The 18,978-nt window shown below is 66.7% G+C and carries 15 protein-coding genes; 5 read left to right on the top strand and 10 right to left on the bottom strand.

Annotated elements, in window-relative coordinates; genetic code table 11:
- Positions 1-7 precede the first annotated feature (7 nt).
- The 7 genes from QFW80_RS12435 to QFW80_RS12405 form a co-directional block, all read right to left on the bottom strand.
- Positions 8-784 (bottom strand): class I SAM-dependent methyltransferase, encoded by a 777-nt coding sequence (locus tag QFW80_RS12435; protein ID WP_280602298.1) that lies wholly within the window; start codon positions 782-784, stop codon positions 8-10.
- A 240-nt stretch (positions 785-1,024) separates the two neighbouring features.
- The gene (locus QFW80_RS12430; RefSeq protein ID WP_280602297.1) at positions 1,025-2,032 is read right to left on the bottom strand and encodes a class I SAM-dependent methyltransferase; all 1,008 of its coding nucleotides are present in this window, start codon (positions 2,030-2,032) and stop codon (positions 1,025-1,027) included.
- Positions 2,029-2,829, bottom strand: coding sequence for a methyltransferase domain-containing protein (locus tag QFW80_RS12425; RefSeq protein WP_280602296.1), 801 nt, complete (start codon positions 2,827-2,829; stop codon positions 2,029-2,031). Before QFW80_RS12425 ends, QFW80_RS12430 begins: the two co-directional genes overlap by 4 nt.
- Positions 2,819-4,036 carry an oligosaccharide flippase family protein gene (locus tag QFW80_RS12420; protein WP_280602295.1) on the bottom strand — a complete coding sequence of 406 codons (1,218 nt, stop codon included), beginning with the start codon at positions 4,034-4,036 and terminating at the stop codon, positions 2,819-2,821. The genes QFW80_RS12425 and QFW80_RS12420 overlap by 11 nt, the downstream gene beginning before the upstream one ends.
- 56 nt (positions 4,037-4,092) lie before the next feature.
- Positions 4,093-5,289 carry a glycosyltransferase gene (locus tag QFW80_RS12415; protein ID WP_280602294.1) on the bottom strand — a complete coding sequence of 399 codons (1,197 nt, stop codon included), beginning with the start codon at positions 5,287-5,289 and terminating at the stop codon, positions 4,093-4,095.
- Positions 5,290-5,420: 131 nt separating this feature from the next.
- The gene (locus QFW80_RS12410; protein WP_280602293.1) at positions 5,421-6,689 is read right to left on the bottom strand and encodes a hypothetical protein; all 1,269 of its coding nucleotides are present in this window, start codon (positions 6,687-6,689) and stop codon (positions 5,421-5,423) included.
- Positions 6,690-6,793: 104 nt separating this feature from the next.
- Entirely contained in the window at positions 6,794-7,648 is an 855-nt protein-coding gene (locus tag QFW80_RS12405; protein ID WP_280602292.1) for a glycosyltransferase family 2 protein, read from the bottom strand.
- Positions 7,649-7,781: 133 nt separating this feature from the next.
- Between QFW80_RS12405 and pilB the strand changes: the two genes are divergently transcribed.
- The 4 genes from pilB (at position 7,782) to coaE (ending at position 12,951) form a co-directional block, all read left to right on the top strand.
- Positions 7,782-9,506, top strand: a complete 1,725-nt coding sequence (gene pilB / locus QFW80_RS12400) for a type IV-A pilus assembly ATPase PilB (RefSeq protein ID WP_280602291.1) — start codon at positions 7,782-7,784, stop codon at positions 9,504-9,506.
- Between the two features lie 192 nt (positions 9,507-9,698).
- Positions 9,699-10,976 (top strand): type II secretion system F family protein, encoded by a 1,278-nt coding sequence (locus QFW80_RS12395; RefSeq protein ID WP_425603576.1) that lies wholly within the window; start codon positions 9,699-9,701, stop codon positions 10,974-10,976.
- A gap of 6 nt (positions 10,977-10,982) precedes the next feature.
- Positions 10,983-11,843 carry a prepilin peptidase gene (locus tag QFW80_RS12390; RefSeq protein ID WP_280602290.1) on the top strand — a complete coding sequence of 287 codons (861 nt, stop codon included), beginning with the start codon at positions 10,983-10,985 and terminating at the stop codon, positions 11,841-11,843.
- Between the two features lie 316 nt (positions 11,844-12,159).
- A complete protein-coding gene (gene coaE, locus QFW80_RS12385) occupies positions 12,160-12,951 on the top strand; it encodes a dephospho-CoA kinase (protein WP_280602289.1) in 792 nt (263 codons plus the stop codon).
- A gap of 42 nt (positions 12,952-12,993) precedes the next feature.
- Here the strand turns inward: coaE and QFW80_RS12380 are convergent, their stop codons facing one another.
- The 3 genes from QFW80_RS12380 to QFW80_RS12370 all read right to left on the bottom strand — a co-directional run bounded on the left by QFW80_RS12380 (position 12,994) and on the right by QFW80_RS12370 (position 18,235).
- Positions 12,994-14,016: a Nudix family hydrolase gene (locus QFW80_RS12380; RefSeq protein ID WP_280602288.1), complete on the bottom strand. Its 1,023-nt coding sequence runs from the start codon at positions 14,014-14,016 to the stop codon at positions 12,994-12,996.
- Between the two features lie 123 nt (positions 14,017-14,139).
- Entirely contained in the window at positions 14,140-16,869 is a 2,730-nt protein-coding gene (gene secA / locus QFW80_RS12375) for a preprotein translocase subunit SecA (RefSeq protein WP_280602287.1), read from the bottom strand.
- A gap of 454 nt (positions 16,870-17,323) precedes the next feature.
- Complete coding sequence (locus QFW80_RS12370; protein ID WP_280602286.1) at positions 17,324-18,235, bottom strand: M23 family metallopeptidase; 912 nt, start codon at positions 18,233-18,235, stop codon at positions 17,324-17,326.
- 76 nt (positions 18,236-18,311) lie between these two features.
- Between QFW80_RS12370 and QFW80_RS12365 the strand changes: the two genes are divergently transcribed.
- Positions 18,312-18,734 carry a DUF721 domain-containing protein gene (locus QFW80_RS12365; RefSeq protein ID WP_280602285.1) on the top strand — a complete coding sequence of 141 codons (423 nt, stop codon included), beginning with the start codon at positions 18,312-18,314 and terminating at the stop codon, positions 18,732-18,734.
- Positions 18,735-18,978: the final 244 nt, after the last annotated feature.

The following is an 18,978-nucleotide window of genomic DNA, read 5'->3' as shown; positions in this document are numbered from 1 at the left end:
AGCTTCGCTAGTATTTCTCAAGCCTAACGAGAACAACGTCGGGCAATGCGCACCCAGCGTATCTCTCGCGCCGAAGCTGTTGACTGACCTCAGCAACCAGCCGTGTTGGTTTGGTAGCGACGAAGCGCAAGACGTTCATAGCTTTGGAGAGCGCGGAAGCTCGCTTGGCCGATTCACCGGCCTGCAGTACAAGACTTCTGAGAACCCTGGCAGGCAACGGTGCCGCCTGGGGCACGCTGAGCCGCAGCCCCATCCCCAGTCGGTCTCCCAGAACGGTCAACGAGCGGAGTGACCACCTAGTAAGATGGTGTGGAGGCATGTTGAAAGGGTCCGGCCAGGCATGCTCGTAACTCATCGGACTAAGCGGCACGGAGAACATGATAATTCCCCTTTGATTCAAGCAATCCCTTGCTCGTTCGAGCACGTCGATTGGATCAGAAACATGCTCGACAACGTGGAATAACGTGATCACGTCAATGCACAGGTCGTGCAAGCCGACCGTCGATAGATCGCCGTGATACACGTCAAGTCCACGTGCCCTTGCTGCTTCTACCACGTCAAAGTTTTGGTCGAAGCCCTGAGCCGCAACTCCCGGAATTTCTGCGATCTGTTCGAGAAAGCGACCCTCGCCACAGCCCGCATCCAGTACCGATATCGGTCCATCTTGGGCCATCTCGCGCAGGAGACTGGCCGCCTCGTTCCATTCCCACCGATGCTTGGGGTAGCGGAAGTTAGCTGACGTCAGCCACTTGTAGAATCTCTCCCCGGGATCCGCCATCGGCATAGCGAACTCCAGACCACAAGACCCACAACGCGCTATATGCTGCGCTAACCCCGTCCAGTGTAGTGGTTCCGTTCCCAATGCATCCGCCATCGCCGCCAAGGAGCGCCCTTCGAGAGGATGCTCGACCCGCTCCGCGCTATCACCGCACACCGGACAAGGCTCGGCCATACTCATACTTCCAAGGACGCCAAGCGTACGCGCGCAAAGCGGAATAACGAAATTTGAGAAGTCATCTGGACGCTAGCTCCAATCTCTACGATTGAGAGCGGACACTTCCCTTGGCTTTCGACAGGACGCTTCCACCCCATTGCCCCCGTGCCACACGTTGACTTCTTCGGCCCCCAAGGATCCCAAGAATCTACGCAGGCTTCGGGCAGTCCTCCGATGCTTGTATACGTCGGTCATAGCATCGTGGGTGTCCAGCAACATCCATTCGTAGTACATCTGCCGGTTCGTCAGGCCGAAATGAGGGTAATAGTTGACGACCGGATTCAAGCGGCTGAGGAGGAACTGGATCGGATAGTTTTCGCGGTACTTCCATATCAGCGGAAACCACCTGTCCACTACACGTTTCACCGCATCGAAGCGCTTTTCACGCGGCAGGCTCAGAAAGTATCGGCGATACACGATCCCCGCCGTGCCTAGTGGCGGAGGCAGGTAGTTCCTAACTTTTGCCCTGTAATGGTCGAATACGAGACGCCCGCCCGGGCGGACCCGCGACCAGAGCGCGCGCAACGTCTCCTCTGGATCGGGGGTGTGCTGTACGACTCCCAAACATACAACCAGATCGTAGGCTTCACGAAGGAACGGCATCTGCCTCACGTCCGCCTGCACCAGGCAAAGCTTGGGATGCGCGCCATTATTGGCAGCGTTGGCCGCGACAGCTCCGGAGTAGTCGAACGAATCCAGCGTCGCGCCTGACTGCAGCAACAGCTCTGTGAACCTGCCTGCGCCGGACCCAGCCTCGAGCACCAGCTGGCCGGAAAGCTCGGCAAGGGGATGCCCCAGGCATCGTTCGAGCCGATCTCGCGACAACGTCAGGCCGGTTGCGGAATCGAGCTGAGTGCGCGGGAACCGCACCCATTGCTCACCGAACGCTTGGGCGTAGTTCTCTGCAGGCACGAACCGGGGGACGCCGGCCAGAATTGGGTATCGCTGTCCCTGCGCGGAGACAAGTTCTTCACCATCGCGCGATAGCGGCCGGCCCTCGATCGGATCGACCAGACGAGAAGACGTCGCGTCCATCATTGCCTATCCAACAGATTTGTTGTTGCGCTCTCCGTCGCGGGGAGAGGTCTGAGCACATAGCCATGCGTCGACCTTCCCAGAAAGCGTGCCAGCCCCCGCCTTGCCGCCGATTCGAGGCGTGTCAAGAGCAGCATCGTCCCGGTATGAAACAGCTCGCACTGTTCGTTATGCGCGGGCGTCCATGCGCTATGCCGGAACGTGCGCTGCCACCAAACGGGCGAGAAGTACCAGGCTTCCGCCATAAGAGTTCCCCTTTCATCGCGACGACCCGGAATCACGAGCGACATCGAATCGCGACGTTCGGCATGCGCCCGACTCTCAACTCCTGAATGACACCGCCTTGGTCGCCCGCCTGAGATCAGCTGCCAACTGCGCTTCAGCATCCAGGGCGCACGCGCCACCGTGGTCCAGATGCACCAGGCATGAGTTGGCACTAGGTGGACGGCAATGCCGTCTTTCCGAAGAACACACCTCACGTCGGCCAGCAGTCCATCAAGACCCTGCACATGCTCAAGCACACTGGAACTGACGACGACGTCGAAAGACGCATCGGCGAACGGGAGGTTCTTCCCATCGTACATAGAGATAGGGTAGGCGTTGTCCGCATATGCACTCGTGTCGATGTCGATGGCCGAGACGCGATGGGCGCGCGCTGCCAGACCAGCGGCTTGGCGGCCGCTTTCCGCTCCAACGTCAGGCACATCGAGATGCTGCTCGGAGGGCTCGAAACGCTGGATGAGTTCGACAATTGATTCCGACTCCCGATCCCTGATCACGTGGATATGGTCAAAGTCCATTCGGTGCTAATCCATCGGCACGGCGGCGCGAGAGTCCCGCCAACAGGACAACGCCAACGCAAGCCATCATCCACTCGGCAACCAGCAGCGCGCGGAGCGCGCCGGCTAGTCCCTCTTCCGGCATCCAGACAAGCATCAGGGAGGTCATCATCACAAGCCCCGAGAGTTCCAGACCCACCCGTAGCCCCTTGCGGCCGCAGCCCAGCATCATGTTGCCGGCCAGCATTCTCAGGCAATACGCGGGTACCCACCAGCCAAGCAATCCGCCCAGTGGCACGATGCCGGCGAAACCTTCCCCGAGCACGACGGGCAGGACCGGTATTATGAGGCAGGCAAGCAAGCCGGCGCCAAAGCCATACAAGAACACCCCGCCAAAGAGGAGGACGACTTTCCGAGTCGTGAGGGGCCTACCTCCGCCAGCCCTGAACAGCCTCGGCATGATGGTGGTCGTCAGTGTCTCGACGGGCAGCGCCGCGATGGAAGCGAGCCGATAACCCGCCGTGTATTCCCCTGCGATAGCACCTCCTCCCGCATACATGGCCGCGGTCTTGTCCAATGAGGTCAGTGCCAGCCCGCTCGCCCACAGCGATGAGAAGCCGAAGCCGGATCTGAGCTCCCTGATTCCGGTCCGACGTGTGTACCGCGGCAGTCCGAGCCGAAGGTGCGCAGTTGCCCAGACCCAGAGGACGGCGCCCAGGGTCGCGACGGCGTGGATCAGGGCGTAGGCCGACAGGCCTGATGTCGGCGCGACCATCAGATACACCAGCGCCGCCGCCACCCGTGCCAAGGACAAGGCCACCGGAACCGCGGCCGCTTCGCCCATTCTGCCGAGGGATGCGTAAGCAAACGCCACCTGGGTGCACAGCGGCGCAAGCACGACCTCGGCAATCCCAATCGACAGTACGGCGACCATAGCCGTCTCGGACTGCAGCGCAAGCGAAGACAGCAAATAGATCGCAAGCAGGACCGGACCGCTCCACGCCAGCGTCATGCGAACCAGCGGCCAATGAGCGGGGAGTTCCCGGTGATCGCGCGCAACCTCCTGATAAAGGCGCAGCCCCATGCCGAAGGCCGCGAACCCACCCAGCGCAAGCCCCAGCCCGGCAAGACCAGAGAAGGTGCCATACCCATGTGGCCCCAAAGCGCGCGCGAGAAGCAGTACCCACGCCAACTGGGTGACAAGTCGGGCAGCATTCCACACGAGCACCGTGGCAGCGCTTCTGGCTAGAGGCTGCATCCACGAGGCGGGTCGCGGGCGCCAAGTCATGAATCGGCCGCGATGTAATCGAGCCGAGCCCCGTAGGCGGCCGCCCTCACTTCCCAGTCGAACCCGGCGATGTCTTCACCGAGCGGAGATCCCCCCGCGTCCAACGCTTTCAGCACTGCTTGGGAGATCGAGGTGGGATCACCGGGTACGGCCTCGTACGCCGCCGCGCAGGATACGAGCAGGGCGCGGGTCGCCGGCAAGTTGGACGCCACAACGGGACAACCACAGCCAAGTGCCTCTATCAGGACCAGCCCGAGGCCATCCTGATCCCCCGATCTGGCTTCCACGAACGGGGCGACGAAAAGCGCCGCCCGCCGATAGAGGCCCGGGAGGTCTATCTGGGCGATGGGGCCGAGAAACTCCACTGAATCCTCCATGCCCAGCCGGGCCACCTGCTCGCGCCTTGCTTCCATATCCGGCCCGAAGCCAGCAATCGTCAGGCGCACGTCCGGGCGTTTCGATCGGATGAGCGGCATCGCATTCAATAGGTGCTGCAAGCCCTTCTTCTCGACCAGCCGGCCTACGAAGAGGATTTCGGATCGGGACCTGGACACGGACGGATCCGGACGGAACCGTCCTTTCAGATCGACGCCCATTGGCTCCACGCCAACACGGTCCCGGTCGCCTCCCAGCTGAGCGATCTCGGCCAGCATGCCCTCGCTGACCACGGTCACGTCTGCCGCCTCCCGAATCACGAGCCTCTTGATGGCCGGAAACGGCCACGCGCGCAAGGCAAACAGGTCGGCACCGTGCGAGGTCACCAGGAATGGCAGCCCTCGACGCCCCAGCTTGGAGAGCAGTACGGCGACCAAACCCTGCGGCACCAGCCAATGCGCATGCACCACATTGATACGCCGGCGCCGGACCAGGCGCCACGCGCACCATGCCTGGGCCAGCACGAAGCCCGGAACCAACGCACATTTCCACTTCGCACGCCTGAGGTTGGCGACAACGCCACCGTCGTTGACCAACGTTTCCCATGCCTCCGGCGCGTAGCGGTAACGGACGACATCGACGCCGTCCATCGTTTCCTCCACAGGGACTCCGGGTGCATGCGGGCAGAGTACGGTCACACGAAAGCGGCCGGTCATCCTTCGGGCCAGCTCATGCACGAAGCCGGGTTCGGGGTCCCCGGACCACCTGGGGTAGGTGGAGGCCAGGACCAGCAGGCCGGGCTTGCGGTCTTGCGGCATGGCTGCGCTCCGTCAGGTCGCGACTACGACGGGCCTGCGTTCGCGCCGCACCAGCCGTGGCCAAGGCGGCCGCGCCTCAGCCCGCGCCACAGCACGGGAAGTCCCGGGCTTGCCGTGTCGAACAGGCCGCATCATAGCGTTTCGTCCCGACGCCGCGCCTGCAGCGAGCTGGACGCGGCCATCAGCGCGCCGACCGCAGCGATCAGTTCCAGCGACCTGAAGGGAATCGAGTATCTCGGTTCGGACTGGAATACCCAATACACGCCGGTTACATATAGTAGGAAGGCCGCCAACGCCACCGCATCCGGCACGACTAAGCGCCACCTCAGGGCGACGCCGAAGCAGAAGGCCGCCGCCAGGAAGAAGAGCCAAGGGTTGAGCGCGTACGCGATCGCCGAGCTGGCGCGGTAGAAGGCATTGGTCCGGTAGGCCGATGCGGTTGCCGGAGACACGAACACATCGCCCTGCCCTATGCGGATACTCCAGTCCCAGAGTAGGTAGGGTTTGGTGGCGTACCAGCGGGCGTACTTCAGCGGGTCGGCCTGCATCCGCGACAGCGCACCTCGAAGTCCCGCCGCAGGCGTGGCGTGCAGCAATGCAATCTCGTCATTGATGCGCTTCTGCACCTCACAGGCGCCGGGGTCGCCATAGATGCAGGCGCGCCATGAGTCGTGGTATTCGGGCCAGGATCCCTGGATCAGGTTCTGGGATGCGCGGCCCGACGACGTACTCGTCACCGTCCCGGCCTGTTCGATCTGCATGCCGCGCACCGCCCAGGCTACGGGCAGCAGGAGCGAACCGAGCAGCAGCGCCACCGCCGCGCCGCGCCCCGCCTTGCCGGTGATCCACAGCAGCACCGCCACGACCGTGGCGGCCGGCAGCAGTACCGCGCTGACAAGCCCCGCCGTTCCGGCGACCAGCCCTGCCAGCAAGCCTCCGCGCCAACTCCGGCCGAACGTCACCAGCAGCCACAGCCAGAGCACCGAAAGGAAGCCCGCCAGGGTTTCGGTGAGGAAGTAGCTGGTGATGGCGATGCTGTGCGGCCAGAGCGCCATCAGGATGCCCGCCGCCGCGAGCCACCGGGTCGCCATCCAGCGCCGGCCCAGTGCCAGGGCAAGTCCGACCGTCGCCGCACCGAGCACGGCCTGCAGCTGCAGCAGTAGCGGATACCAGGCTTCCCCGCCCAGCAGCCGCATCAACGTCGAAACGAGGAGCGGGTAGCCCGGGTCGCGATAGCTGTCGGGAACCAGGGGCTCATCCGAGCCGGGCCTTGCGGAGGAAAACACGCCGTGTTCGGCCAGGTTGGAGGCGTATGAGAAATAAGCCGCGGCGTCGCCGCGGATTGGCCCGTCGATCACGACGGTTTCCACGTAGTACAGCCTCGCCAGCAGGGCCAGCAAAGTACAACCCGCAACTACCAGGCACTGACGGAAGGCGACGGCCGGATGCGGTTTGCCAATGCCAGCCAGGGAGTGACCTCGAAGCACCTGTGCAGACATCGGCACTAGGGATCCCGCTTGTAGGTCAGCGCTGTGATCTGTTCCGAGACAAGTCCGATCAGGAAAATGATCACCGCTGCGCTGAACAGCAGAGCGCTCATGTTGGTGAACCGCCCCTGCGTGCTGAATGTATAGCCGTAGTAGCCGACCCCCAGCAGGAAAAACGCTAACGCAGCAGGAGCAAACAGCTTCAAAGGCGAATAAAGCGTGGCGATGCGGAAGATGATCAGCAGAAACCGGATGCCATCCTTGATCGGCCTGATATGACTGCTGTTGCCGACACGGCGCGCCACATCGACGGGAACGTAGTCCACGGCATAGGCGCTGCGGAAAAACGCCATGGTGCTGGTGGTGGGATAACTGAACCCGTTCGGCAGCAGATGCAGGAATTCGCGGAAGCGATCCGCCCGTGCCGCACGGAATCCAGACGTCAGGTCGTCGACCCGATGTCCAGTCATCCAGCTGGCGAGCCGGTTGTAGAACCTGTTCGCCAGGCCTCTTCCCGCGCTGGCCTGCCCTCCGGCACCGCGGGCGCCCACGACCATGTCGTAACCTTGTGCCAGACGCTCCAGCAATCCTGCGACCTCGGCGGGGTCGTGCTGCCCATCGGCATCCATGAATACCAGGATCTCGCCGGTAGCGGCGCGGGCGCCGCGTTTGATGGCCGCCCCGTTCCCCATCGAGTACGGACTCGACAGCACCCTGGCGCCGAACCCGGCGGCCACGGCCGCGGTATCGTCGCTGGAGCCGTCGTCCACCACGATCAGCTCGGCGTCGGGTTGGGCCGCCCGCAGGCGTGGCAGCGTCTGGCGCAGGCCTTCGGCCTCGTTCTTGGCAGGCAGGATGATGGATACGTGCATGGACTCCCCTCGTGCCGCCAAAGGGTAGCCGAAACCGGGACGGCAGGCCCCCACTGTGAGGGCGGACCGTGCGGCCGGTCGCTTTGGCACATGAAATGCTTGCGGTACAGTCGCCCCACCTGAGGAGGTCACCATGAACGCTGTCGCCACCCCCAACCTCGTCGGCATCACCGGCATCGCCCGCCGTCTGGTCATGGACGGGGCCCTGGACGAGGCAGCCGCCCGCGAGGCGCTGGACAAGGCCACGACCGAGCGCAAGCAGGTGGCCGCCTACCTGCGTGAGCACAAACTGGTCACCGCCGCCCAGATGGCCGCGGCCAACTCGATGGAGTTCGGCATGCCCGTCTTCGACCCCTCGGCCATGGACGCCTCTTTCAACGCCGTGAAGCTGGTGAGCGAGGATCTGCTGAACAAGCACCACATCCTGCCGCTCTACAAGCGCGGCGCCAAGCTGTTCGTGGCCACCTCCGATCCCACCAACAGCCACGCCCTGGACGAGATCAAGTTCCACACCAACCTGGTGGTGGAGCCGATCCTGGTGGACGAGGACGCGCTCCGGCGCACGCTGGAACTGTGGATGCAGGCGTCCGACGCCTTCGGCGACGCGCTCGAAGATGCCGACGGCCTTGAAAACCTAGATGTCGATGCTGGCGACGAAGAATCCCGCGATGCCGGCGCGGATGGCAAGCAGGACGATGCGCCGATCGTCAAGTTCGTGAACAAGGTACTGATCGATGCCATCAAGCGCGGCGCCTCCGACATTCACTTCGAGCCCTACGAAACCGACTACCGCGTGCGACTGCGCGTGGATGGCATTCTCAAGCAGTCGGCCAAAATGCCGGTCAAGCTGCAGTCCCGTGTCACCGCGCGCCTCAAGGTCATGGCACAGCTGGACATCGCCGAGAAGCGCATCCCGCAGGACGGCCGCATCAAGCTCAACCTGAGCAAGACCAAGCAGATCGACTTCCGCGTCAGCACCCTGCCCACCCTGTTCGGCGAGAAGGTGGTGCTGCGTATCCTCGACGCCAGCGCGGCCAAGCTGGGCATCGACAAACTGGGCTACGAGCCCGACCAGCAGAAGCTGTTTGAAGACGCGATCCACAAGCCCTACGGGATGGTGCTGGTCACCGGCCCCACCGGCTCGGGCAAGACGGTCTCGCTGTACACGGCCCTGGGCATCCTCAACAACGAGGAGCGCAACATCTCCACCGTGGAAGACCCGGTGGAAATCCGACTGCCGGGCGTGAACCAGGTGCAGCAGAACGAGCGCCGCGGCATGACCTTCGCCGCCGCCCTGCGCAGCTTCCTGCGCCAGGATCCGGACATCATCATGGTCGGCGAGATCCGCGACCTGGAAACGGCCGAAATCGCGGTCAAGGCAGCCCAGACCGGCCACATGGTGCTTTCCACCCTGCATACCAACGACGGGCCGCAGACCATCTCGCGCCTGATGAACATGGGCATTGCCCCGTACAACATCACCAGCTCGGTGACCCTGGTGATTGCCCAGCGCCTGGCGCGCCGGCTGTGCGAGAAGTGCAAGAAGCCGGTGCAGATCCCGGACAATGCGCTGCTGGCGGAAGGCTTCACCGAGGCCGAGATCAACGAGGGCTTCACTGTCTTCGAGGCCGGCGGCTGCGACGACTGCACCAACGGCTACAAGGGCCGCACCGGCCTCTACCAGGTGATGCCGATGACCGACGAGATCGCCACCATCATCCTGGAAGGCGGCAACGCGCTGCAGATCGCCGAGGCAGCCCAGCGTTCCGGCGTGCGCGACCTGCGCCAGTCCGCCCTGCTCAAGGTGAAGAAGGGCATGACCAGCCTGGCCGAGATCAACCGGGTGACGAAGGACTGATCCTTACCGGCCGGGATCGCCCGCGGCGGCCCCGGAATCCCAGCACCGGCGGGGCGGAGGCGCCCGGCCCCTGACCACGCTCCAAACCCTGCGCGCCGTCACAGAGTTGAATTTCACTTCCCTTCGTAAGCAGTTACCATGCAAGGGAATTCGCCCGGTCGGGGAGGCCGGGCACACCCAGGGGATATTGCGATGGCCGTGACCCGTTCCGCCGCCAAGACCGCCACGCGTGGCGCCGCCAAGCCTGTGCGCGAAGGCGTGAACATGCCGACCTTCGTCTGGGAAGGCACCGACAAGCGCGGCAAGAAGATGAAGGGCGAGCAGCAGGCGCGCAACGCGAACCTGCTGCGGGCGGAACTCCGTCGGCAGGGCATCCAGCCGGGCGTGGTCAAGGTCAAGCCCAAGCCACTCTTCGGCGGAGCCGGCAAGACTGTTTCCGCCAAGGACATCGCGGTCTTCAGCCGCCAGCTGGCGACGATGATGAAGTCGGGCGTGCCGATCGTGATGGCGCTGGAGATCATCGGCAACGGGCAGAAGAACCCGAAGATGAAGAAGATGGTCGACGACTTGCGCATCGAGCTGGAGTCGGGTTCTTCGATCTACGAGGCGATGAGCAAGTATCCGGTGCAGTTCGACGAGCTGTACCGCAACCTGATTCGTGCCGGCGAATCGTCCGGCGCGCTGGAAACCGTGCTCGAGACCATCGCCACGTACAAGGAGAACATCGAATCGGTCAAGGGCAAGATCAAGAAGGCGATGTTCTATCCGATCGCAATCATCGGCGTGGCCATCCTGGTCTGCGCGGTGCTGATGATCTTCGTGGTGCCGATCTTCAAGGAGCAGTTCGCGAGCTTTGGCACTGAGCTGCCGGCGTTCACCAACCTGGTGTTCGGTTTCTCCGCCATCCTGGTCAAATGGTGGTGGGCCATGCTCATCGTCGCGCTCGCCGCCTTCGCCGCGTTCATGTACACGTACAAGCGCTCGACCAAGCTTCAGCACACCGTCGACCGTCTGATGCTGAAGATTCCCATCATCGGCCAAGTGCTGCAGAACTCGTCCATCGCCCGGTTCGCGCGTACCCTCGCGGTGACGTTCAAGGCCGGCGTGCCGTTGGTCGAGGCCATGGACAGCGTTGCCGGCGCCACGGGCAACCGCGTGTATACCGATGCGGTCCTGCAGATGCGCGACGACGTGGCGGTGGGCTATCCGCTGAATATGGCGATGAAGCAGGTGGGCATCTTCCCGCACATGGTGGTGCAGATGACCGCCATCGGCGAGGAAGCCGGCGCCTTGGACGCCATGCTTTTCAAGGTGGCCGAGTTCTACGAGGAAGAGGTGAACAACGCGGTCGACGCCATCTCGAGCCTGATCGAACCGTTCGTGATGGTGATCATCGGCACGATGGTCGGCGCCATCGTGATCGCGATGTACCTGCCGATCTTCAAGATCGCGTTGACCGTGATGGGCTGACGCCGGATGGCGTATCTCGACCAGAACCCCGCGCTCGGCTATCCGCTGGTGGCCGGGCTCGGGCTCCTCGTGGGCAGCTTCCTCAACGTGGTGATCCTGCGCCTGCCGCGGCGCATGGAATGGGAATGGAACCGCGACGCGCGCGAGGTGCTCGGCGAGCCGGAGCTGTACGATCCGCCCCCGCCCGGCATCGTGGTTGAGCGCTCGCACTGCCCGCATTGCGGGCACCAGCTGTCGTGGTACGAGAACATCCCGGTGTTCAGCTGGCTGGCGTTGCGCGGTCGGTGCCGCAGCTGCAAGGCGCCGATCTCGGTCCAGTACCCCCTGGTGGAACTGCTGACCGCGGTGCTGTGCGTGCTGTGCGTGTGGCGCTTCGGCTTCGGCTGGCAGGGCTTCGGCGCCTGCGTGCTGACCTGCATGCTGGTGGCGCTGTCGGGCATCGACCTGCGCACGCAGCTGCTGCCCGACTCGCTCACCCTGCCGCTGATGTGGCTGGGCCTGATCGCGGCGCTCGACAACCTCTACATGTCGGCCAAACCGGCGCTGCTGGGGGCGATCGCGGGCTACGCGAGCCTGTGGTCGGTGTGGTGGGTGTTCAAGCAGGTCACCGGCAAGGAAGGCATGGGGCACGGAGACTTCAAGCTGCTGGCGGCGCTCGGCGCCTGGGTGGGGCTGGCGGGCGTGCTGCCGATCATCCTGCTGTCGTCGGTGGTCGGCGCGCTGATCGGCTCGATCTGGCTGGCGGTGAAGGGCCGCGACCGGGCCACCCCGATCCCGTTCGGGCCGTACCTGGCCATCGCCGGCTGGATCGTCTTCATGTGGGGCGAGCAGCTGATCGGCCTGTACCGCGGCTACGCGGGGATCTGAGCCTGCTTCGCCGTGCGTTCCGTCTCCGCGACGGAGCGCTCTCGATGTGCCTTCCCCGCTCTTGGAGACCATTGCGTCCTTCAGGATGCAGGGCGGTCCGAAGGGTTGGATGCGGGCGCACGCCGGGCGGCACCTGGTGGGCTGGAATTGGCGGCGCCGCCAGGACGGCCGCACCCGCGCTGGATAGCTTTCCGTCTCCCGCTGGGCGGGAGACGGTGGCCCGAAGGGCCGGAAGGAGGGCGCGACTGGCAACGCGGCTTGAGCCCATCTCCGACACCGACTGGGCGGTCGCCACCGCCGCAGGCACAATCGGCACATGGCCGACTACGTGGTGGGACTGACCGGAGGCGTCGCCTCTGGCAAGAGCGAGGTGACGCGACGCTTCGAGGCGCTGGGGATCACCGTGGCCGATGCGGACCTGGCCGCGCGCGATGCGGTGGCGATCGGCAGCGCGGGCCTGGCCGAAGTGGTGGCGGCCTTCGGCGCGGACGCGCTGGCGCCCGACGGTTCGCTGGACCGCCCGGCGATGCGGCGCCGCGTGTTCGCCGACGACGCCGCGCGGCTGCGGCTGGAGGCGATCATCCACCCGCGCGTGCGGACCCTGCTGTACGCGACCTGCGCCGCCGCCCGCGGCCCGTACGCGATCGCCGCGATTCCGCTGCTGGCCGAAGTGCTGCCGGCGTCCGCTGCGCCGCCGTCCCCCTCCCCCGCGGCGGCGACCCAGCCCCCGCCTGCGATGCAGGCGGTGTCCGGGGCGGCGCCGGCCTATTCCTTCGGACCCGAGGCCGGGGCGGTCGCGGACGCGCCGGGCTGCGCGCCCCACGCCCCCCTGGCCGCCGCCACCGGCACCGGCCGCGACGCCTATCCCTGGCTGCGGCGGGTGCTGGTGGTCGACGTGCCGGTCGCGGTCCAGCGTGCACGGCTGCTGGCCCGGGACGGCATCGACGCGGCACTGGCGGACCGGATGATCGCGGCCCAGGCCACGCGCGCGCAGCGGCTGGCGATCGCCGACGACGTGCTGGTCAACGACGGGCCGCTGGACGCGCTGGACGCCCACGTCGCGGCGCTGGACGCGCGCTACCGGGGCCTGGCTGCCGCTAACGGCTGAGCCGCCGCGCGGCAGGCGTGTCGGCTGGGCGAGCGCCAGGCTTCAGGCTGCGACGCCCGCCGGGGATTCGCCGACCGCTCCCGCCCACAGCCCCCGGATCGCCGCCACGCCCTGCGCGCCATGGCTGCGCGCGGTGGCGATGTCGTCCACGCCCAGCCCGCCGATCGCGTACAACGGCAACGACACCCGTTCGCGCAGGGCCTCGAAACGGGCCCAGCCGATGCCCGGCTCGCCGGGATGGCTCGGCGTGGCGAGCACCGGCCCGAGGATCGCGAAGTCGCAGCCCAGCGCCTCGGCCAGCGCCAGTTCCTCCGCGTCGTGGCAGGAGGCCGACAGCAGTTGCCCGACGGGAACAGGCCGGGACTCGCTCACCCGCAGCTGCGCCGCGGGCAGGTGCAGGCCCACGCCCGTCGCGCGCGCGAGCGCCGCGTCGCCATTGACCAGCAGTTGCGCGCCGGCAGCCTCGCAGTGGCGGGCCGCGCCCTCGAGCAGGCGACGGCGGCGGTCGTCGGCCACGCCGTGCATGCGGAACTGCACCCGGGACACGCCATTCGCCACCGACGCGGCCAGGGCGTCGAGCCACGCCCCGTCGTCGACGCCCGGCGCGGGCGTGACCAGGCAGCGGTCCGGCTGCAGCAGCGCGGCGACCACCGGATGGTCGGGCGCGGGCATGTCGTAACGCGCCAGGCGCTGCGGCTGCACCCAGGCCAGCGCCTGGCCCTCGCAGCCCTTCGGCGTGCCGCGCCAGGCGCGGATGCGGCGCACGTCCAGGTGCAGGCGTCGGCTCGGGGTGCGGTGCGGCACCACCATCAGCGGCGCGCCGACCTCGACCTCGATGCCGAGCTCCTCGTGCAGTTCGCGTGCGAGCGCCGCTTCGGGCGTTTCGCCCGGGTCCACCTTGCCGCCCGGGAATTCCCACAGGCCCGCCAGTTCGCGGCCCGGCGCGCGGCGCGCGAGCAGGATCCGCCCTCTTGCGTCGGTGATGACGGCGGCGACGACATGGATCGACGGTCGCTGCGGCGGATCGTCGCCGGGCGTCCGGCCGGTGGCCTCCGGCCGGGTCACGCCAGCGACCCCGACGCAGCGGCGACGGCGGCGCGCGGCGGGACGGGCGCCGGTCCCGGGCACTCCCGGCGCAATGTCATTGGCCTCGCGGCACCGGCGCACCCCGCCGGCGGGAGCCGCTCGTCAGGCCAGCTGTCCATGGCAGTGCTTGTACTTCTTGCCGCTGCCGCAGGGGCACGGATCGTTGCGGCCGATCTTCGCGCCGTCGCGCACGATCGGCGCCTGGCCGCCCTGCTGGTAGTCCGGCTCCGCGGCTTCCTCGTCGGCGCCGAAGCCGCCGGCGCTCTCGTGCTGGAACTGCGCCTGGCGCAGCCGTGCCTCCACCTGCGCCCGTTCCTGCGCCTCGATCGCGGCCACCTCCGCCTCGCTGCGCACGCGCACGCGCGCCAGCAGGGTCACCACCTCGCGCTTGACCTTGTCCAGCATCTCGCTGAACAGCTCGAACGCTTCCTTCTTGTACTCCTGCTTCGGCTGCTTCTGCGCGTAGCCGCGCAGGTGGATGCCCTGGCGCAGGTAGTCCATGCGGCCGAGGTGCTGCTTCCAGTTGTCGTCGAGCACGTTGAGCATGATGTGCTTCTCGAGCGCGCGCATCGTCTCGGCGCCGACCTGGGCTTCCTTCTCGGCGAACACGCGGTCCAGCGCCTCGCGCACATGGTCCTGGATGCCCTCGGCGTCCAGCTCCTTGCGCTCGGCGGCCATGCGCTGCAGCTCCAGCCGCACGCCGAACTCCTGCTCCAGCGTCGACTCCAGGCCCGGCAGGTCCCACTGATCGTCGATCGACTCGGGCGGGACGAAGCGCTCGACCACCTCGGCCACCACGTCGCCGCGGATGCCGTCGATGTTTTCCTGCACGCTCTCGGCCTCGAGCAGTTCGTCGCGCTGGCCGTAGATCACCTTGCGCTGGTCGTTGTTGACGTCGTCGAAGTCGAGCAGGTTCTTGCGGATGTCGAAGTTGTGGGCCTCGACCTTGCGCTGCGCGTTGGCGATCTGCTTGGACACCAGCGGCGACTCGATGATGTCGTCTTCCTTCAGGCCCATCCGCGCCATGACCCGCTGCACCCAGTCGGCGGCGAAGATGCGCATCAGGTTGTCTTCGAGCGAGAGGTAGAACCGGCTCGAGCCCGGGTCGCCCTGGCGGCCGGAACGGCCGCGCAGCTGGTTGTCGATGCGGCGCGACTCGTGGCGTTCGGTGCCCAGGATGTGCAGGCCGCCGAGCGCGACCACCTCGTCGTGGCGCTTCTGCCAGTCCTCGCTCACGCGCGCCTTGTCGGCCTCGGTCGCGCCCTCGCCCAGCGCGTGCAGTTCGGCCTCGAGCGAACCGCCGAGCACGATGTCGGTACCGCGGCCGGCCATGTTGGTGGCGATGGTGACCGCCTTCGGGCGGCCGGCGTTGGCGACGATGTGCGCCTCGCGCTCGTGCTGCTTGGCGTTGAGCACCTCGTGCGGGATGTTCTCCTCGCGCAGGAACTTCGACAGCAGCTCGGAGACCTCGATCGAGGTGGTGCCGACCAGCACCGGCTGGCCGCGCTCGTAGCAGTCCTTGATCTCGGCCGCGACCGCGCGGTACTTGCCGTTGCGGTTGAGGAACACCGCGTCGGGATGGTCGACGCGGATCATCGGCCGGTGGGTGGGGATGACCACCACTTCCAGGCCGTAGATGCTGTTGAACTCGAAGGCCTCGGTGTCCGCGGTGCCGGTCATGCCCGAGAGCTTGCCGTACATGCGGAACAGGTTCTGGAAGGTGATGCTCGCCAGCGTCTGGTTCTCGCGCTGCACCGGCACGCCTTCCTTGGCCTCGACCGCCTGGTGCAGGCCGTCGGACCAGCGCCGGCCCACCAGCGTGCGGCCGGTGAACTCGTCGACGATCACCACTTCGCCGTCGCGCACGATGTAGTCGACGTCGCGCTGGTAGATCGCGTGCGCGCGCATCGCGGCGTTGAGGTGGTGCACCACGTGGATGTTGTGCGGGGCGTACAGGTCGTCGCCGGCCTCGAGGATGCCGGCCTTGTGCAGCAGCTCCTCGGCGTGCTCCTGGCCGGCCTCGGACAGGTGCACCTGCTTGCCCTTCTCGTCGACCCAGAAATCGCCCACGCCATCCTCGACTTCCTGGCGCTTGAGCGAGGGCACGATGCGGTTGACCTTGATGTACAGCTCCGGCGATTCGTCGGCCGGACCGGAGATGATCAGCGGCGTGCGCGCCTCGTCGATCAGGATCGAGTCGACCTCGTCGACGATGGCGTAGTTCAGGCCGCGCTGGTAGCGGTCGGCCTTGGACATGGCCATGTTGTCGCGCAGGTAGTCGAAGCCGAACTCGTTGTTGGTGCCGTAGGTGATGTCGGCGCCGTAGGCGGCGTGCTTGTCCGAATGCGGCATGCCCGGGTAGACCACGCCCACGCTCAGGCCGAGCCAGTTGTAGAGCCGGCCCATCTGGGCGGCGTCGCGGCGGGCGAGGTAGTCGTTCACCGTTACCACGTGCACGCCCTTGCCCTCGAGCGCGTTGAGGTAGCACGGCAGGGTGGCGACCAGGGTCTTGCCCTCGCCGGTGCGCATCTCGGCGATCTTGCCCATGTGCAGCACCATGCCGCCCACCAGCTGCACGTCGTACGGGCGAAGGCCCAGCACGCGCACGCTGGCTTCGCGGCAGACGGCGAAGGCCTCGGGCAGCACCTTGTCGAGCGATTCGCCGTTGGCGACGCGCTCGCGCAGTTCGGGGGTCTTGGCCTGGAGTTCGGCGTCGGACAAGGCCTGCATCTGCGGCTCGAGGGCGTTGATCTTCTTGACCACGCCGCCGAGTTGCTTGACGAGGCGGTCGTTACGGCTGCCGAAGACGCTGGTGAGCAGGCGATTGAGCATGGATGTACCGGAAGGTGGGCGGGACCGGGGCGCGCGCGGCGCGCTCAGCCGGCAAATGAAAAAGGGCGCAGAGGCGCCCTTTTCGATGGCAACGCGCATTGTACCGTGGAGGCGCCCCCGGGCGATTTCAATGGGCGCCCAACGCATCCCGCAGCCGCCCCGATGCCGAACGCGTCGCCACGCGAGACGCGGGCGAACCACCCGCCCGGTCGTCAGGCCGAGCCGTATCCAGCTTCAGACCGGAGTCCGTCCGCGCCCGGAACGGGCCTAGCCATCGACCGATCGTCGCGCCAAGCCCGACCTGCCGGCACTCGCGACACCAGCCACGGGCCGGCGGCGACGTCCTGGACCAGTCCGCCTGCCACCAGACAGCCCCTGCCTTAACTCCGTCGCCGGATCCTGTGCCTGCCCCGGCACGCCGGCGCCTGAGCGCCGGACTGCCAGCCCCCCAGCCTCAGCCCCGCTTTGCGCCCATCTCGCCCAGGAACTTGCGCGGGTTGTGCACGCGCCCGTTCTCCCAGACTTCGAAATGCACGTGGGCGCCGGTCGAGCGCCCGGTGGAGCCGGCCTTCGCGATCTCCTGTCCCACCCGCACCAGGTCGCCGACCTTCACCGTGTTGCGCGAGTTGTGCGCGTAGCGGGTGACGAAGCCGTTGCCGTGGTCGACCTCGACCACGTTGCCGTAGCCGCTGCGCACGCCGGAGAAGCTGACCACGCCGTCGGCGACCGTCATCACCGGATCGCCGGTGGTGGCGTCGAAATCGATGCCCTTGTGGAACTGGCTGCCGCCGCCGAACGGATCGGCGCGGCCGCCGTAGCCGGAGGTGATGTAGCTGCTGGCCACCGGCGAGCGCGACGGCATGGCGTTGCGCTCGAGCTCCTGGTCGAACAGCAGCGCCTCGAGCACCGAGAGCTGGCGCCCGGCCTGGCCGAACTGCGCATCGACGTCGTCCAGCCCGTCCACGAGCTGCCGCGCCGCCATGTCCTGGCTGGTCTCGGCACCGCCCAGGGCGACCGGCTTGTCGAAATCGAACTCGCCGTCGCCGAGTTTGGCGATGCGGGTCAGGCGGTCGCCCAGCGCGTTGAGGCGGTTGGCCTGCGCCTGCAGTTCGCCCAGGCGCGCGGCCAGGGCGTTGACTTCACGCTGCGCCTCGCGGCGGGTGGACTCGAGCGTTTCCGCCTGGCCGGACACCTGCTGCTGCAGCTGGTTCACCGTGGTGGCGTTGAGCGCGCCCCCCATGATCAGGCCGGAGCCGACGAGGACGATGGCGGCAGCGAGCGGCTTCTGGACCAGTCGTGCCTGCAGGCGTCGGCCGAGCGAGTGGAGCGTCGACAGCGTCTGCACGGAGAGTGTGTGTAGAGTCATATACCTGATGTCTGATTCCTTGCCACGGCGGTCCAGTTCGCCAAAGGTGCCGCCGGGTACGGATCGCTCCGCGACCATGCAGACGGCGCTCGATGCACTGCTGTCCGGTACCGCCGGAGATCCGGTGCGCCATGCCCTCGGGCTCGATGCACTGGACCGTCAACTGCGCCCCCTCCTGCCTCCGGCGCTGGCGCCGCACGTGCGGCTGGCCAACGTGGTCGATGGCAGGCTGGTCTTCCTCGTCGATTCGCCCCTCTGGCACGCCAGGTTGCGCCTGGCGGCCAGCGAATTGCTCGACGCTGCCCGCTCCATCGGGCTGCAAGTGCGCGAGGTCGCCATCAAGGCGGCCAAGGAACCGTTCCAGTCCCCGGTCACGCGTCGCGACCCGGCGCCGCAGGCGGCACGGGGCACGGGCCGGTCCGCCGCGACGGACGACGCGTTCCGCGCGGCGCTGGCGGCCCTGGACGGACCCGCACCTCGCGAGACGCCGGGCGACTGAACGCCACCCCGGCCTCCGCGTGGACGGTTCCCGGCTTCCTGCCGGCCCACGCGGACACGGCATGCTATCGGCCGCATCCATGTGAAACGTTAACGGTCCGCTCGGGAAAGACTGCGATTTCGTTAGAAAAAAGTTATATCCGCGCATTCACCGCGTGAAATGTGATGTGTGCACGGTTTCGCAGCCGATGGTGCGATTCGCCCTCTATTTGGCCGGATTCGAGGCTCGCGCGCGAACGGCAGCC

The organism is Luteimonas rhizosphaericola (assembly GCF_029888045.1).
Taxonomy (GTDB): Bacteria; Pseudomonadota; Gammaproteobacteria; order Xanthomonadales; family Xanthomonadaceae; genus Luteimonas; species Luteimonas rhizosphaericola.
Note: the sequence above shows the minus strand (reverse complement) of the source record. Positions and strands in the feature narration are given on the sequence as shown.

Excerpts from the sequence above, each read along its gene's own strand:
- QFW80_RS12395 (WP_425603576.1), top strand. The coding sequence starts at position 9,699 with ATGGCCGTGACCCGTTCCGCCGCCAAGACCGCCACGCGTGGCGCCGCC.
- QFW80_RS12435 (WP_280602298.1), bottom strand. The coding sequence starts at position 784 with ATGCCGATGGCGGATCCCGGGGAGAGATTCTACAAGTGGCTGACGTCA.
- coaE (WP_280602289.1), top strand. The coding sequence starts at position 12,160 with ATGGCCGACTACGTGGTGGGACTGACCGGAGGCGTCGCCTCTGGCAAG.
- QFW80_RS12370 (WP_280602286.1), bottom strand. The coding sequence starts at position 18,235 with ATGACTCTACACACACTCTCCGTGCAGACGCTGTCGACGCTCCACTCG.
- QFW80_RS12405 (WP_280602292.1), bottom strand. The coding sequence starts at position 7,648 with ATGCACGTATCCATCATCCTGCCTGCCAAGAACGAGGCCGAAGGCCTG.
- QFW80_RS12390 (WP_280602290.1), top strand. The coding sequence starts at position 10,983 with ATGGCGTATCTCGACCAGAACCCCGCGCTCGGCTATCCGCTGGTGGCC.
- QFW80_RS12365 (WP_280602285.1), top strand. The coding sequence starts at position 18,312 with ATGCAGACGGCGCTCGATGCACTGCTGTCCGGTACCGCCGGAGATCCG.
- QFW80_RS12415 (WP_280602294.1), bottom strand. The coding sequence starts at position 5,289 with ATGCCGCAAGACCGCAAGCCCGGCCTGCTGGTCCTGGCCTCCACCTAC.
- secA (WP_280602287.1), bottom strand. The coding sequence starts at position 16,869 with ATGCTCAATCGCCTGCTCACCAGCGTCTTCGGCAGCCGTAACGACCGC.
- QFW80_RS12425 (WP_280602296.1), bottom strand. The coding sequence starts at position 2,829 with ATGGACTTTGACCATATCCACGTGATCAGGGATCGGGAGTCGGAATCA.
- pilB (WP_280602291.1), top strand. The coding sequence starts at position 7,782 with ATGAACGCTGTCGCCACCCCCAACCTCGTCGGCATCACCGGCATCGCC.
- QFW80_RS12430 (WP_280602297.1), bottom strand. The coding sequence starts at position 2,032 with ATGATGGACGCGACGTCTTCTCGTCTGGTCGATCCGATCGAGGGCCGG.